The following is a 16,597-nucleotide window of genomic DNA, read 5'->3' as shown; positions in this document are numbered from 1 at the left end:
CAAGTTTTTATGATCAAACGGCAAAAGCCATTTTGGTCGATTTTACTTCTATTTTTGGTGGTTTTGGTGATTGCCGTACACGGCTCTTTTGCACGCCTGAACGCCTATGTATATAGTCAGTTTAATCAACTGTTTGAGCAACAAAGCAGTGAGGTTGTGGTGATCGAATCGGCGCACTTACAACAGCAACAATCCGATCTGATCAGTCAATTGCTCAAACAGGATGTGGCTGCCATCGTAGTGCTGTCTGATGTTGCTTCTAAGCAAAGCATGTCCTTTGCCAACGTGTACTTCCCCTTTGCCGATCCGCGTTATTGCCTGCCAGCCGTACAACCCTGGCTTGGTTACAACATGGTGCTCAGCGCACCGGCAGGGCAATGTCAGAATGTCTGGGAAAGCCTCTATGGGCCGCAGCATCTTAACACCGGTAAACTAATCAACTTTGCGCTTTCTCTCAGTGCCTTACCCAAATTTTCGAGTACCCGATTACTCGAAGGAGATGTGCTACCCAGTCAGCTGGAAGGCAAAGTCGTGTTAATCGCCCAGCAACAGTTAGGCTTCAGCGTACCGCTACGCGCACCTAAATTGCGTGGTGTCAGTAATCCGGTTTATCTGCATGCCTATGTCGCTGATAGCCTGGAGAAGGGGCAATTAGTCACCCGCTTGGCGCAATGGCAGTCTATTGCTCTGCAACTGAGCTTGTTAGCCTTACTACTCATTATTTATCAAAAAAATACGCTTACCCTGAGCATCATTATCGCGGTCAGTTTATCCGTTGTCGGCCTACTGAGCAGCTATGTGGTAATGTTATCGCTGTATTACCTGCTGCCTATTGGTCAACTATTGGTGATCAATGTGATGACTATGTTGTGGGTGTTCTTCTCACGCAAATGGCTTGAGGAGAATGAGCTGTTAGAGCTTATTGCCAATGTCCATCAACGTATGATGGGGCGCTACCTGCCCCGCTCGTTCAGCACAGAGAGCACTCCCTGGGACGCCATAATTACACTCGTTAATCAACAACTTGCCCTTAATCGTTCAATTTTTCTAGCACGTCTTGAGGGTGATCATCGACTCGAAGAGATCCGTGCCATTAACTGTCATATTGAAGACATTGTTGAACAGCGTCGGGATTACCAACGTCCTCCCTACTCTGATGCCATCAAAGCGTTTGGTGCGGTACAAACGGGTCGACCCTTTTTCAGTGGCCTTCAGGAGCTGGAGCGCCAGTTTGTTGTGCCTTTGATGTATGCGGGTGATGTCCGCGGCTTTTGGGCTATGACAGTGATACCCAACGAACAATTTGATGAAAAGGCCTTTGTTAAAAATGTCAATCGGTTTGCCAGCCAGATTGGCGAGCTATTGTTCCATTACAGAATGCTGCAAAACCAGCAACGGGCATCGCTGAGCCCATTAACCCGGGCACTAACGCTGACACTGGAGAAACCACTCAGCCAGAAAGTAAAATCAGCCATTGGCGAAATGGAACAAAAATTATCCACGCTCGAGCAAGTGTTCAATCAGATCCGAACCGCCGCGGTGTTGTTTAATTTGTTTGGCCAGGTGGTTCAAACTAACCAGCCGCTGGAGCAATTGGCTAAAAAGCATCATCTGGCCCTGTTCGAGATGACAGCATTAGATCTGCTGGATAAAATCACCCCGATGTCAAAAGAAAAACTAAAAGGCAAATTGCGCTATTTGACCCTACAACAAGGCGAGCTATTTTTGCCCGCCACACTTGGTAACGACACCTATATTTTGAATATTCGCTCGCTGTCAGCCAGTCAGGTAAGCAGTACCATAGGTGAACCTTTCTCTGTTGCGGGGATCTTGTTTGAGTTCATCGACATTACCACTTTATTGCAGCAGCTTGAGGATCCTCATGCGCTGTTAGACCAGCTCGCGTCTGCAACCCCAGACAGCGGTGAAGACACCAACGAGGAGCACATTCTGTAATGGAGTGGGTGTTACCTCTTTTTCCGGATGGAAGCGGACTCGGCCAGTCTGTCATAACGACTGTTTGGGTGGGGATTGCCGTTGTATGCATGCTGAACTTGCGGTTTGGCTTTCCACTCACCGGTCTGGTGGTGCCCGGCTATCTGGTACCTCTGCTGATTGTCAGCCCTGTCTCAGCCATCGTTATCATCATTGAGGCCATTGTGGTTTACGTGCTCATGCGCCTCAGTGCCAAAGTGGTGATGGAACGACTGGGCTACGCTGAGATGTTTGGCCGGGACCGTTTCTTTGCCATTATTTTGATCAGTATTCTCGTTCGCGTGTTTATGGACACCTTGTTCTGGCCTCAGATAGGTCAGATACTGGCGCTATGGGACGTTACTTTTGATTACGCAGGACAGCTATACAGCCTGGGCCTGGTGATCATCGCCCTCACCGCTAACGTAATGTGGAATGGCGGCTTTCGTTATGGCATGCGCGTCACGCTGATCCAGCTTGCTATTACCTTTGTGTTAGTGCGTTTTGTGCTGATGCCGTTTACCAATTTCAGTATCGCTAATCTTGCCATTATGTATGAGGCGGTCGCCGCTTCGATTCTGGCTGCGCCCAAAGCCTATATCATTTTGGTGATCACCGCTTTTCTGGCCTCCCGGGCCAATATTCGCTATGGCTGGGAGTTCAATGGCATTATGCTTCCGGCACTGCTGGCACTGCAATTGATGCAACCCAGCAAGCTACTGACAACGCTCATTGAAACCACAGTGATTTTGTCACTCGGCGCGATATTGCTCAATTTTACCCGGCTCAAGCATGCTAACTTTGAAGGGGCGCGGCTGTTATTGCTGTTTTTTAACATCGGCTTCGCCTACAAGCTGGTCTTAAACTACTTTGTGGTGGATTACTTTCCCACCCTTAAAGCCACTGATACATTCGCCTTTGGCTATATGCTATCAACCTTGCTGGCACTCAAAATTTTCCAGAAGAACGCCCTCGGCCTGGTACTGCGTGCGACCTTTCAGACCTCTATGGTCGGTGGCCTGCTGGCCTTCGGCATTGGTTTCGCTATCATGTTTGTGCCTTCTTTAGTTCAGAGCCCGGCACAACCCGTATCAGTAGATGAGGCCCAAAGTGCACCACTGAGTCACCATGTTAGTGAATATAAGAGTTATCTGTACACAGCACGGTATGATTTACTGAATCTCAGCCATTATCAGCAGGCGCAGCAATTGCAGCGCTTCCGGGGCGCCATTCGCTTATTGAATGAAAACCGCCAGGATCCGGATACCCAACGCCGTGCCGCACAGGTACTGGCAGAGTTGGGCTTTGTGCTTATTGATAATCCAGCCACTTTAGTGATTAAAGACGCCCAGACAACGCATCCAAGGGGCTTGTTTGCCCTCGCCAAATCTCCGGTACGAGAACACATAGTAACTGTGCCCTACCCCACCAGTGAGCGTTTAGCGGGCGATGCCGCAGGGCAACTCTTTGCCATTTTAGGCAGCAGTGCCCTGGCACTCGGCACCCGCGTAACACCGTCTGCTGCCAGCCAACAAACACGACCGCAAAGTGCCTATTACCAGGCCTTTATTGCAGCACTGAACACGGATCAGGTGTTGCAGCTGCGTGCCGTCAATCAGTATACACGGCCTCAGCTTCGGCTTACCCGGTTTAGCGCGCAAAGTCAGTTCTGGATCTACAATCAGCTGCCCGATTCACTGTCGCAACGTCAGCTCACCCGGTTATTAGGCTTTGACCGCAGTCAGTTTGGGCTGCTTAGTGAAGACAACCTGCCCTACCCAGGCTATCAGGGTGCCATGTTGGAGACCTTTTTCGATAACCTGAGTTATTCCACGCTGCTCTCGCACACCGCCAGGAGTAACGCAAATGCACCACAATATCCCGTAGAGCGGCTCAACCTGCCACTCGAAGACCTGGTCACCGAGTTCTCACAGCACATCAGTGCCAAAGGCAGTGGCCATTTTCGTATGCTAGAAGAAAATGAAGCAGCGTTATGGGAGTATGAAGTACTTGAGCCCCTCTTCAGGCTGTCCCATCAGTTGCGCTCTAGAACATTAGAGGACGATGATCTGAACCAACTGGAACAGCTAAACCGACTCGCCAATATGGTAGGCTATCGTCTGCAACTTATCATCAACAGTGTCCAGCGCCTGGTGGTCATCAGCCCATTGCCTGAAATTGGCTACTATCAGCAGGGTCAGGGGTTTTATGCCATTAACCTCAATACCACACAGCCGCTGACCATTCAGGTACCGAGGCCACTATTCGAAAGTAACACCCTGCAATTTGCCACGGATCTGTTTCAGGTCAGTGGTGCCAGGGCGCTGCTCATTGCCGGCGCTCACCCCTATGCCAGCGAAGAAGCGAACGTGATGTCTCCCACTAACACACGGACATTATATAATGTGGTACATCAAAGCGCAGTACGTCATAACCCCAGTATGTCTGTTTTAAGTTTGCAGGTACGCAGTCACAGCGCACCATCACAGATCCGCCCCAGCGCTATCGCCTATCAGTTCACTCAGCCGGATTTTCGTCATACTTCAACCATTAATGCCCTACATAAAGCCATGGCACGGCTTGGGATCAGTGTTGAGAAAGTAGCGGGTCAAATTGCTACTCGAGGACTGGAAATCGGCTCATCTCCGCAGTCGGGTTATCGCCTGTTTAGCCCGGGCAGTGAACTGGCAACTCTTTGGCTGGCCTCCGACTTTAAGCAACACTACGCCGTCTCGGAGCAGGCACTGCAGGAGAGATTACTCGCAGTATCCGCCCAACCCAAATTCTTACAAGTACGCCTCGCTGCGACCGGCCCGGGTGACTGGGTCAGCTTATCTGATGAGCAAAAACAGAGGCTTGATATAACCCTGGATCGCTATGCAAAAACCCAGCACTTGCCTTGGTTAAATGCGCTCTGCCAGGACTTGCCTCGATGCAATTTACAGGCTATCCGGCTTACCGACAATGGGCTGCTTGGGTTACAAGTACAACAAGCAGGTAAAACCGCTGCAGTATACCTTGCTCAGCGTAACCGGCTTATTACCCTGGAAGCGCTTGAGGAAATGATGCAAGGAGGCCCGAATGTATTGGATTAAACGCATACTCCAGGTTCTGCTCATCATCCTTTTGCTGGCTGCGGGGTATCGGGTCGCACTGCATCTATATGTATGGTTGAATTCGGCAGAGCGAATAGCTGCACGCAGCGAAGAAGAGACCCGCTCTGTGGTGCACTGGCTGAGCCCAGATAGACCACTTATTTATACATTCCCAACGTCACGAACTGTGGCTATTCGAGTACTGTCGAATGCCATTTTTGCCAGCCAAACCGTGCTTGATAAGCCTATCAATTATGCAATTGAATACCGGCTGCTGGACAGTCAGGATAACGAGCTGGAAATGCACACCTATCACCACGCATCCAAACTTGCGCTTGAAGAAGGTGAGCAACAGGTTAAGCAACTAATTGAAGACAGACAGGCACTGGCTGTCACCTCCGGTCAGTCGTTTTACGTCGACTGGCAACAACTGACGCGAGCCAGTAAAATTTCGCTGCGGCTCATTCCGGAAGAGCCCAGCCTGCGCGGCGTGGTGGTCCGTATCCATGGTAAAACGCCCACCAACGCGGATGATGTAACACGCACCTGGCTTAAGCTGCCCCAGCAATGGCGGGAGCGTATGACCAGTTATCATACACTGGGCGATAGCGGCTTACAGCCGCAGCAAATAGCCAATGCGGTATCGTACGACTGGCGCAAACTCGCACCACAGGGGATCCCGGGGATCGACTTTGACGCAGACATTCTCTATGAATCGCTGCCATACAACGTTATTACCTATGACTTTTCCGCGGAACAGTTTGATTTGGATGGATACTATACGCGACCCGGCCTCGCCGCCTCAATCCGCCTGTCTGAAGCCGGTGATGTGATTTTACAAACCCAGGGAGATATAAAAGACCTGCAATTGACATGGTATGATCTCACCCAGCAGCAGGCACCGCTGACACTGCAGCCAGTTAGCACCGATGACTCCACACGTTTCTTGCTGCCAGATATGCAACCGGGGCTATTGGTGATCCGCTCCCGTGTGGAGATGATCACCACGTGGCGCAATGAGCTGGAGCAGGTGATTGCGCCCTTACACAGCTATTACTACCACCTTAACGAAGCGAACCAGGCAGAATACACTGTGCAAGGTGGCAGCGATCTGCAACTCGATATGCGAGGTGCCCCAGGCAGCTCAGTTCAGCTCAGCGTGTATGATGCCGAGCAACAGCTACTGCGCTCAGAAACGTTAACCCTGACAGGGCTGAACAGTGGTTTTGACCGTTTGATCACCCCGGAAACCCGCCGCGAAGCCATTACGGACAGTGAAAAACGCTATCTGCGCCTGAGCCATCAGGCACACCGGGTAACAGTGAGTAGCGCAGATCCAGTGGCCGTGAAATTGCAAAGTAGACATAGTGCAATGCATCACCAAAATTATGTGTGTGCCACCTTATGTGACGCACCGCAAAATGGATTCACCGAAGTTGGCGCCTGGTTCAGCCAAAGTGCCGACAATGAGTTCCACTTTATTGAGCAGCAACTAATCCTCAAAGTGCGGTTATTCAGCGCGCCTCCCCCCGTAGAGGAGAAACAAAGCGGCTATCTATCACAAGCTCTGTTCGTCAGTTTACCGGTCTCCAACACTGCACTGGTTTACAGTCCGCCAAAGTACTTTGCACTGCCACAGCCGGCTGAACCATTTCAGTATAGACCACTCGTTGATCTGGCACAGCTGTATGACGCCCAACTCAGTATGCAGCAAACTGAGTTGGTAGCAGCGCCCGTGCCCAAAATCATCACTCTCAGTAATACCGGGATCCGCTACACCGAGCAGGAAATCGACCAGCTGGACAAGGCACCCGACTTATCTGACCCAGCTTTGCAACTATTTATCAATCAGGGAACACCACGTGATTACTGGAAAGTACGGCTATTTCAGCTACAACCCGGGCAGACTTTAAGCCAAGATTACCGAGGCCGTGACAAGCCAATGGCGATTGTGATCAAGCCTTTCGTCAGAGGCACTCATCCTGTCGCACCACTCATTCTCAATACACAGCTGGACGGACAATTCAGCAAGGTGGTGACAGATGAGTACAGTATTGCTCGCAAACGCTATGCTCTGGCGCCTGATCTTGCGCAGTCAGCATTCTTATTGCACCCAAAAGATCCGGCCCTGACCGCCTACCCGTCAGTCACGCTTACAATCGGGACGGATATACAACAGCTCAATCAGCTAATCGTGTCAGCGGAGCAACCCCTGTGGTTTGCCTTACTGGAAGAATATGCAACTCCACCTCCTCAACCGCAATGGTGGCAACATGAATTTTAAACCGTACCTGTTTTTGATGCTCCTTACTGGCAAAGGTTTTGCCAGTGACGCTGCTGAGTTGCCCTCTCCCAGCTGGCAACAAGTGTACAACTGGTTTGCAAAGCCCATGGCGCTACCTCCCTGGCAATTGCGCAGTCAGCCAGGTCTGATTATGCTGCAAGCCAGCTCCGCACAGTTTGGCGGCGGCGATTTATATTACCGGCCCAAAGGCTCTGCCTGCATGCTATCTGTGCCGCATAAGTTTCATGACCAATTGACAGATAAAATAGGCAAAGCCGTGTTCGCTACACGATGTCAGGTGCTGGTGATCAACACAGAGCACCGCAAAGCGCCCAGCCCGGACTTATACAGCATGGACTATTCGCATCGTCCAAGTGGCTTGCACGCCGCAGCGGCACAGGCGTTTGCACGACGTTACCCAACCAGTCACCTGTACCAGCTACATGGTTTCAGCCAAAGCAAACGTCGCACGCCTCAGGCACGCCAGGCGGATTTCATTATCAGCCAGGGCAGACAAAGTACCGACGCTTTGTCACAATTGCAGATGTGTTTATCAAAACTGAGCGAGCATACTTATCAGTACCCACAGCAAGTGTCTGAATTAGGCGGTACACGCAATGTTATGCACCGCCTGGGATTACCGGCAGGCTACTTTATTCATATTGAGATCAGTCGCTCCATGCGCGAGCGACTGGTCGCACAGCCCGACATTATGGAACAGTTTACTTTATGCCTTATTTGATTGTATTGCTCCTGATAAGTTGTCTGTTGCCCGCTCAGGCCAAGCCTGCGGCGCTGCAAAGTGCACCCAGCTGGTACCAGCCGGACACACTACAATTGCAGCGCAGCGCAGCGACTGTCAATCTGGATGCCAGACAATCACGTTTGATTTTACTACCAGCCGGACACTGGTTGAGCCTTGAAAACCAGCCACGCGCTATTCAAGTGTGGCAGGGGCAATCTCCCTATGCCATGCAACGCGTTACCCAAGCCGACATGCGCTGCACACAACACCAGTGTCAATTGCCAGCCACTGCAACGACCCGCTTGCTGCGCTTTTATAACCCAACCGATGAAATACAAAGCGTCTCTGCCTGGCAAGGTCTATTTCACAGGCACAGAGACCCGTTTCGCATCCCCGTCAAACTAGCGCTTCCGGCAATGCAGCTTTATGAAGCACAAACGCATACTACGCACTATCGCTTAAATGATGGGCAGAGCATTCAATTATTTTTCACAGAAGCCACCAAACTCAGGCTCAACGCACGGCGCATCCTGCCCGATCCAGCTCAGCCCGGTGTACTCTCGGCCAGGCTGGATGGTGCGCTTATCAGTCAGCTATCGCTGAGTGACACCCCTGCCGATGAGTTTACGCCTCAGCTGCGCAAATACCGTCTGACTCACGATGTGAAATTGCGCAATGATCAGGTCATTGGCCTGAGTAGCAGCGACTATATAGCGGTTGAGGCAGGTAACTACCTGCGTATTGAGGCTCAGGGTGACACTTTGCTGAATTTAGTCCGCATGGAGCGAGGACTTTACGATACCGACGCGGCGCAAACCTGGCCGGAACCTTTGTTTAACCCTTACTGGACGGATAATTTACAGTGGCACCTCGAACAGGTCTACCAGCACCATGACATTTCATCGCTGCACTCGGCCGATGCAGCACTGGCCAGCGCGCTTGAGCGACAACGCCTGTCCGAGCTCCAGGATACACTGGGTACCGTGCGCTTTTTATTACCCAAAAAATCAGACAACGCCTTCACCAGCCATTTCAGTGAGCAAAGCGTTGTACATGCTTACCGCCCGGCTATAGATCGCTTGTTTGCCACCGAGCAGCGCCAGACTTTGCACTATCATGCGGTATCCGGCGCCGTGCAATTTGAATTACCTGAACAACCACGCTTGTCGGATACGCTTAGACTGTATACCCGCAGCACCAATGCCGCAGAGCTGACGCTGGTCATTGACAGTTATCGGCACACAATAAACCTGCTGCCGTCCAACCGCTTTACCATGATTTCATTACCTCTGCCTTTGGATGCCAGTCAGGTGAGTGTGACGATTAGTGACGATGCCCAGGTAGACCTGGCAATCCGAGTCAGGGAGCTACAAGCTTTGCCAAACAACGCCGTTTTATATCAGCGCCCAGGCTTGCTTGAAGACAAAAGTCCTGCTATTGCCTATCGTCTGGAGCAACAGCTACAACGCCTGGCTCATAGCTATCAGCAAGCCCAATCCCGGTTTGTGCTCGCTCACCCACAGCAGGCAGACACCACAACCAGCCTCAGTGCCAGCCACTGGCACTTTCGCCTGGGAGAGGCTGAAATGCTGGTCAGCCAGGACCCACAACAGGCGCTGCCTTTACTGAAAGCCCTGATCACCAGTCCCCATGAGGAGGTTGTGATCCGAGCCTGGCAGTTGCGCCTGAGCGCGTTTTGGGCATTGGGAGAACACAATACCGCCCAGCGCTATCTGGGCGCCCTGCTCGGTCATCCATACCCAGAACTGCAACGTTATGCAGCCCAGCAGCTATTGGCGCATTACCAAAAAACCCAGGCCATTCAAAGCATTCTCGGATTATGCAGCCTGTGGCGCAACGCCTTACCAGAGTGCCGGGATGCACTTATCAGCAGTTTTGCCGAACTCAAGCAAGACCTTTATGCACTGTGGCTGGGCCACGACACACGCAACGACAATCACACGCTGCAACCTTTAAGTGCGCAACTTGGGTATACGCACCCAGTCAGTAACCCGCCCGTGCTTGATTATTCTCTGCGTCATCATGGCGTCAGCACCGTGCTCAGCGAGACCAGTAACACCACTGCCTACCCACTGGCGGATGAGTCAATTACTATCACAGCCCACCAACCCATGGTGATCAGAGTCAGCGCCCGGTCAAAAGCCATTGAGACAGAGCAAAGCCAGATGTCCTGGTTACATGCCCACCAGGCTAAGCTGCGTAAAATCATGCCGATATTTGACGACATACCTGCGACAACCGTATTGCACATTGATGAGGACGATCAACCTCGCCTTTCTATTGCCAGTACCGGTTACTTTGCGCTGAGTGCCGGCGAACAACTGACCCTAAGCAGCGAAAAGCTACTATTGCTTCAGTTCAGTGCTTTGCCTCCCTCACACAATATTACCAACGCTCTGGATCTGGCCGGGACACTGTGGCAGGAAGACTTTATATCCTTGCTATATCGAACGCCCCTGGGCAGCGCAAGCACGGTGGCCACACAGCGCGACCTGCTGCTTAATGCTCTGTTAAGACTTGAAACTCAATCGCTCAGCGAGCATGAGTTCACGGCTTTATCAGCCAGGTTGATGCAGCACCCTCCAGCAGAGTCATTAGCTACACTGTATGGCCGTATTCAAAGCTTTGGCCACTGGGAGGCATTTAATAGCTACCAAAATTATGCAGGTACCCAGCTTATCGACTTATCAGCACTGTCAAAGCGCAGTGCCGCTGAGCAATTTAGCCGCCATACCAGCCGCGACGATGCGCTGCCTGGGCTGATCTTGCGCCCGAATCATAGCCTGGCGCTTAACCTGAGTGAATTGCAATCACTGCAAGTCAGACTGGTCTTTCATTTTGCCAATGCTGAATTACTGCAACAGCATCAGCGCCCACAGATCAGTATTGACCGTATTGCTGGCAACCTACTGTGGCGTCTCGATAACAATCGCAGTGAATTGGGGTTAACCCGCGCAGATCTGAGTGCTCCGGGCCTGACATTGCGCTGGCTTAACCCTTTTGCCGCGCAATTACTCAGTGTTGAAGTCGAAGCCTATCAGCAAGGCCGCTGGCAGGCCATTGAACTGGCCGCCGAACAGCTCTTTTATTATGGTGACGAGGCCAATCCGATCACGGCAAAACTCAGTCAAGATGCGATACTTAAACTGGAGTATGTGGAGCAGGGAGCACGACGCGAACAATCCGGATTTTACCCAGCCGGCTTACTCACCCTGTCCCCACAAACCGCGAGCCTGGCAAGATTCTATCGCTGGCAACTGGACCCCAATCGCCACAAGCTGGCCGTGGCTCCCCCCGTGCAGCCCTACAGGGTGGCCCAGCCAGAACTCGTATACACCAGGAATGAGAACACCTATCATCAAGCTATTATGCAGGCCGATGGGAATCTCACACACGTTGAGGGGGTGATGCAGTATAACCGTGATGGCATCTATCAAAGCAGTGAACCGCTTGGCTCAGAGCACACGCTGGATCTGGGTATTCGACTGCGTAACCGCTATAAACAGCACTGGTATCGACTGGAGAGCTTTTTTCGTTTGAACAATACCAGCGAACCGTCGTTCAGTATCAATGGTTTGTATGACTGGCTTGATGATGAAGACGACTGGTTTGCCAAAGCGCAGTGGTACAATCGCTGGCAGGAATCACCACTGAGTCGGGAAACCCACCTGACCAGTCAATGGACTGTCGCAATCGGCGAAATTTGGCGAGAGGATCAACACTGGCGTCACCAGTGGTGGTGGCAACCTTTTTATTACTACACCAGCATTGATAAAGAAGACTATCTGGCGGACGAAACCATCAGTAATGCCATGTTCAATTTTTATCGCTACAACCACAGCGATGGCTGGCGTGGTGGTTATCGCATCCGCCATCAGAGCAAAGTAGACAGCCAGCTCAGTGCCCAACTGACAACCACCTCCAATTCGGACTGGACATCACTGGACGTCGCTTCGTTAAGTGGAGTCTGGCAGCAGTATTATCAGGGCCATATTTTCTCTGTCGGGCTAAGCAGCAGCTATGTATTTGCCGATGACCACCGGCCAAATGCGACCTGGCAGTATCTGACGACATTGGGCTGGCAAACCTTGTTTGACTTCAGTGAACACACTGCTGGCTGGATCAGCCTGAACTGGACACAAGACTGGTTCCGAAATAACCACAGCATTCGTTTTGAAGTGACTTTGGGTAATTTACAACGCAGTGGCTTTGACCCGTTTGCACACGACGAAATCATTTTTGAATCACTGCAACTAACGCATTTCTTAGAGCAGGACCTGTATGGCCGATAACCGATTAAAAACCCAGCTTCAGGCTATCTTATTTGCCGATACAGAACAGTTCTGGCTCAATCTGCACCGCCATAAGTACCATCAGTTGCTCGAGGAGTTAGCAGGCTGGGAGCTATTACAAAACCAGCCAAAAGACGAACAGCTGAACTACTGGCAGCTATTGCAAACCATTGCTTTTTTACGCCACAAAATTGAACGCCTGCATGAACAACTTCAGGGTCACGACGCCGACTACCAGTCGTTTGTAGAACGTCTTGGCAAAGCAGAGCTGGCCACGGAAAAACAACTGCATATCCTCAAGTATGCTGAAACACTGGGGGCCTCAACCACCCAGCTACAAAAAGATAAACAGGCATTCTCACGTTGGTTTGATGAGGGTGCCGTTATCGGCCGCTATCAAACCTTAGTCGCCGACTTAGAACAGGATCTGAGGTTTCTTATCGCCAAGCTGGGTGCACTTACGATTCGCTATCTCAGGCTGTCGCTAGATAACCTGGATGAGGCCTGGAAAAAACTAGATCTACAACCTTTCTTCCTGAGGCTGATGGCCACCAGTAACAATGCACATGTGCGCCATGGGATGATCCGTGCGCTGGTCAATCAGGTTTCCGTGATCAATGAATGTAAAGCCAATCCAGATCTGGACAGCGAGCTGGTTGCTGAGCTCATAGAGTTACTTGATGCCGAGAATACGCCCTATCAGGCCGTTGTGGATATCCTGGAAATTCTGATCCACCAGCGTCCGACCTTTGTGCGCAGTTACATGTGGGCCTATGTGGAAGCCAGTCTCAGTGGCACTACATCAGCACAGAAGCACAGCGATCAGCTGTTTATTATCGCTGCGATGCCCCGTATCCTCGCCAATAAATACCCCCTGGAGGAACGGGATATTCCCTTGCTTCGGGAGTTGGCGCAGCATCCGTTTGCCCGGGTACGGCAAGTATGTATTGAGCAACTGCGCAATCTGCCCGATACACTGGCCATGGAACTACTTGAAAAACGTTTTGCGGATGAAACGGTCGATGCGGTGCGTTTCACTCTGGTTAAACAGCTTACCGCTGCCCGTTTTTCTGCTAACAAGTATGCATTTGGGTTATGGTATACCCACCTCCTTGGTGAGGAATGTCTGGAAGTTAAGCGAATACTGTTGGAACAAAGCCCCAGACTTATGCTAAATGAAGCCGTTGAAGCAACACTGGACGATACCTCAAAAAATCAGGATGCGGTGTTGATGCAACGCTATATAGGTGTGTTGAATGAGGCGCTAGAGCGTGAACCTGACCTGGCCGTGCGACGCTATATTACACGAACCCGTGAGCAGTTATTCAGCTTCACCCAGCAAAGCCTGCATGCGCAACTCGCACAGCGTCTGGCTGAGCACGAGACCGTTTATTTGCCAGCAGATATCGACCAGGACACACTCGGCCGCGCACTCAGTATGCTGGCGCAGCATGAGCAAAGCTTTAACGCCTATCAGGACAAACAAGGCTGGCGGGTTGTAATTGGCTACAAACGTCGTCGCCGTTTTTGGCGTATATGGCATGAGTTTTTCACGCCAAGCACCGATAAACGTCAAAGCTTTAGTCATACCAGTGCCAAAATCCCGTCAGCACAATTGCATGTGCCCAGTTGCACCACCGCAGAGATCAGCGCAACCAATGTACCCGGCGAAGCGCTTTATCATCTCAAGGAGGCCAGTGCACGTCCCCATTTACCGCTACCTGACTACCTATTATCCGTGCTGAGCCAGGACAATATCAAAGCCAGTAAGAAAAGTTACACCCCCGATGGCATTTTAATCGTGACACCACCCAAACATCTTTGGCAACGTGTTCGCGCCTATTGGCAATTGTCGATTCAGTACGCCGACATAGACGGCTTACGAAAAGGCAATACGCTTGAGCAGCAAAACTACCTGGCCCGAATACGTAAACTCGGCTTTGGCTTGGAGTTTAAGCCCTATGGCAGTGAACTGGATTGTACCTTTGAGGTTGAGTCTGGTATTGCCAACTTGTTCGCTCGCGCCGGCATACCAGGTGTGTTAGTCAATTTGGGTTATAGCTTTAAGGAATATTTGTATTCCATTTACCAAAATAGCATCGGACAGCTGGTGTTTTTTGTGTCGACATTTATCCTCTATTTCTGGATGAGACATGTTCGCCTGAATCGAAAAATCCGCACTAATCGCGCGAAGATCCCCGTTACCATAGGTGGCTGGGGTACACGAGGGAAATCTGGTACAGAACGGATCAAAGCAGCACTATTCAGTAGTCTGGCACTTCGCGTAGTCACCAAAACCACCGGTTGTGAAGCCATGATGATTTTCGCGCGCAGCTCCGGAGAGCAATATGAGCTCCCCCTGTTCCGGCCTTTTGACAAAGCCAGTATCTGGGAACAGAGCGATGTCCTGGCCTTTGCCCGCTCAGTGCGCGCTGATGTCTTTTTATGGGAGTGTATGGGCCTGACACCCAGATATGTGCGGATCCTGCGCCGCTGGATGCGAGACAACTTCACCACCATTACTAATACCTACCCGGATCACGAGGATATTCTGGGCCCGAGCGGCGTTGATGTGGCACAAGAAATGGCCGCCTTTATTGGCAGCCACACTCAGATTTTCACTGCTGAACAAACCATGGCCCCCATCCTCAACCGGGCAGCCGAACACAAGCAATCCACACTGATCCAGCTGCACTGGGGGGAAGGTTTTCAGATCACCCCGGATATTCGTGCTCTATATCCTTATGAAGAGCACCCGGACAATATCGCACTGGTATGTAAAATGGCCCAGTATATAGGGATAGACAAAGATTATGTCTACAAAGAAACCGCCGAACGTATTGTGCCAGATGTCGGAGTACTACAGCACTTTACCAAAGCCCCGGTGGACCATCTAACTCAATCGTTTGTCAACAGTATGTCAGCGAACGAGCGCCTCGCCACGCTGGAAAACTGGCGTCGCCTTGGTTTATTTGAGCTCAACGACAAACCCGAAACACAGACCATTGCCCTGCTCAATAACCGCAATGACCGGGTTGCACGCTCAAAGGTCTTTGCGCAACTGTTAATTGAAGATCTGAGTTTCGATCATGTTGTGGTGATTGGTAGTAACGTCGATGGCTTTGAGGCCTACCTGGATCAAGCACTGAATACCCGCTTAAGCCGACTAATTGGCAATAACGACAAACAAGATTTGATACGTCTGCTGACTCAATGGAAATACAATGCCTCCCCCGCGCACTATGTCGACCAGCTGAACGCTTTGTTTGACACCCCCTGGCTCGAAACCGCTCACCTGTACGATGAAGATTTACTGGGTATTGCATTGACCGAGCATATTGACAATAAAGTACAGCAACGCATTATCCAGCTGCGAATACAAAACTGGCAACTGGCCCAGTCACTGTTGAGCCTGGAGGATTTAACAAGCCACCAGAAACAACTGGAACGTGTACTGTTCAGCATCCTGCATAGCAAGTTATTGCTGCTGGATAATCCCCATATCACCGCAGACGATCTGACCAACCGTATCGCTCGCTTGGGCCTGGCCGGCCAACATCAATTAATTGTGGGCATGCAAAACATCAAAGGTCCCGGGCTCAATTACGTCTATGCCTGGCAGCACTGGCATACGCTGCATGCCAGCTGTGAACGGCTGCTCGAACCTCAGATAAGTCATGCTCAGTTTCGCCGCGACCTGAATAAACTCACGCAACTCGATAAAGTCAATCGAATTGAGCGAGACTATTTCTCCAAAATGCTACAAACCCTCAGTAAACTGCCTCAGGCACAAAGCGAATTTGCCCAGGCCGAACTCAGCCATCTGGCCGAGCGGCTCACTCAGCAAAGTGCCAGTGATGATCAGGCTGCAGGTCCTGAAAGTTTATCTGGCTTCACCCGCTTTATACTGCAAGTCGTGGAGTCATTTCTAGATGCTGGCGCCGCCGTTAAGCGCAAGAAAACCGCACAACAGGTATATGAGGACATCGCATCGCAACGGATCACCCCGGAGCGCGCCATTACAGTTTTGGCCGCATTAAACCGAGGTCAAAAACCTGGCTGGCTGACAGAACGCTGGCTTAACCGCGGCCAGGATTAGCATACCTCCACCTTCGCCCATATAAATAAAAAGTGGGCACGCTCCTTGCTTCTTTCGATATTGAGCGTCTCACTTGATGGTTTGTTT

Annotated in this window: 6 protein-coding genes; all 6 read left to right on the top strand. The window is 51.1% G+C overall.

Features of this window, described 5'->3' with window-relative positions:
- Positions 1–9 precede the first annotated feature (9 nt).
- The 6 genes from IY568_RS12230 to IY568_RS12205 are packed head-to-tail and all read left to right on the top strand — an operon-like array spanning position 10 to position 16,510.
- Positions 10–1,956 carry a hypothetical protein gene (locus IY568_RS12230; protein WP_194867691.1) on the top strand — a complete coding sequence of 649 codons (1,947 nt, stop codon included), beginning with the start codon at positions 10–12 and terminating at the stop codon, positions 1,954–1,956.
- Entirely contained in the window at positions 1,956–5,069 is a 3,114-nt protein-coding gene (locus IY568_RS12225; RefSeq protein ID WP_194867690.1) for a poly-gamma-glutamate biosynthesis protein PgsC/CapC, read from the top strand. The genes IY568_RS12230 and IY568_RS12225 overlap by 1 nt, the downstream gene beginning before the upstream one ends.
- Complete coding sequence (locus IY568_RS12220; protein WP_194867689.1) at positions 5,056–7,353, top strand: hypothetical protein; 2,298 nt, start codon at positions 5,056–5,058, stop codon at positions 7,351–7,353. The genes IY568_RS12225 and IY568_RS12220 overlap by 14 nt, the downstream gene beginning before the upstream one ends.
- On the top strand, positions 7,343–8,095 hold the full coding sequence (locus tag IY568_RS12215) for a hypothetical protein (RefSeq protein WP_194867688.1): 753 nt from the start codon (positions 7,343–7,345) through the stop codon (positions 8,093–8,095). Before IY568_RS12220 ends, IY568_RS12215 begins: the two co-directional genes overlap by 11 nt.
- A complete protein-coding gene (locus tag IY568_RS12210; protein WP_194867687.1) occupies positions 8,083–12,411 on the top strand; it encodes a hypothetical protein in 4,329 nt (1,442 codons plus the stop codon). Before IY568_RS12215 ends, IY568_RS12210 begins: the two co-directional genes overlap by 13 nt.
- The gene (locus tag IY568_RS12205) at positions 12,401–16,510 is read left to right on the top strand and encodes a poly-gamma-glutamate synthase PgsB (protein WP_194867686.1); all 4,110 of its coding nucleotides are present in this window, start codon (positions 12,401–12,403) and stop codon (positions 16,508–16,510) included. Before IY568_RS12210 ends, IY568_RS12205 begins: the two co-directional genes overlap by 11 nt.
- Positions 16,511–16,597 lie beyond the last annotated feature (87 nt).

The sequence above is a fragment of the Pseudoalteromonas sp. PPB1 genome (assembly GCF_015356275.1).
Taxonomy (GTDB): domain Bacteria; phylum Pseudomonadota; class Gammaproteobacteria; order Enterobacterales; family Alteromonadaceae; genus Pseudoalteromonas; species Pseudoalteromonas rubra_D.
This window is presented reverse-complemented; position numbering and strand designations above follow the sequence as displayed.

Coding starts and splice junctions, on each gene's coding strand:
- IY568_RS12230 (WP_194867691.1), top strand. CDS start 10: ATGATCAAACGGCAAAAGCCATTTTGGTCGATTTTACTTCTATTTTTG.
- IY568_RS12225 (WP_194867690.1), top strand. CDS start 1,956: ATGGAGTGGGTGTTACCTCTTTTTCCGGATGGAAGCGGACTCGGCCAG.
- IY568_RS12220 (WP_194867689.1), top strand. CDS start 5,056: ATGTATTGGATTAAACGCATACTCCAGGTTCTGCTCATCATCCTTTTG.
- IY568_RS12215 (WP_194867688.1), top strand. CDS start 7,343: ATGAATTTTAAACCGTACCTGTTTTTGATGCTCCTTACTGGCAAAGGT.
- IY568_RS12210 (WP_194867687.1), top strand. CDS start 8,083: ATGCCTTATTTGATTGTATTGCTCCTGATAAGTTGTCTGTTGCCCGCT.
- IY568_RS12205 (WP_194867686.1), top strand. CDS start 12,401: ATGGCCGATAACCGATTAAAAACCCAGCTTCAGGCTATCTTATTTGCC.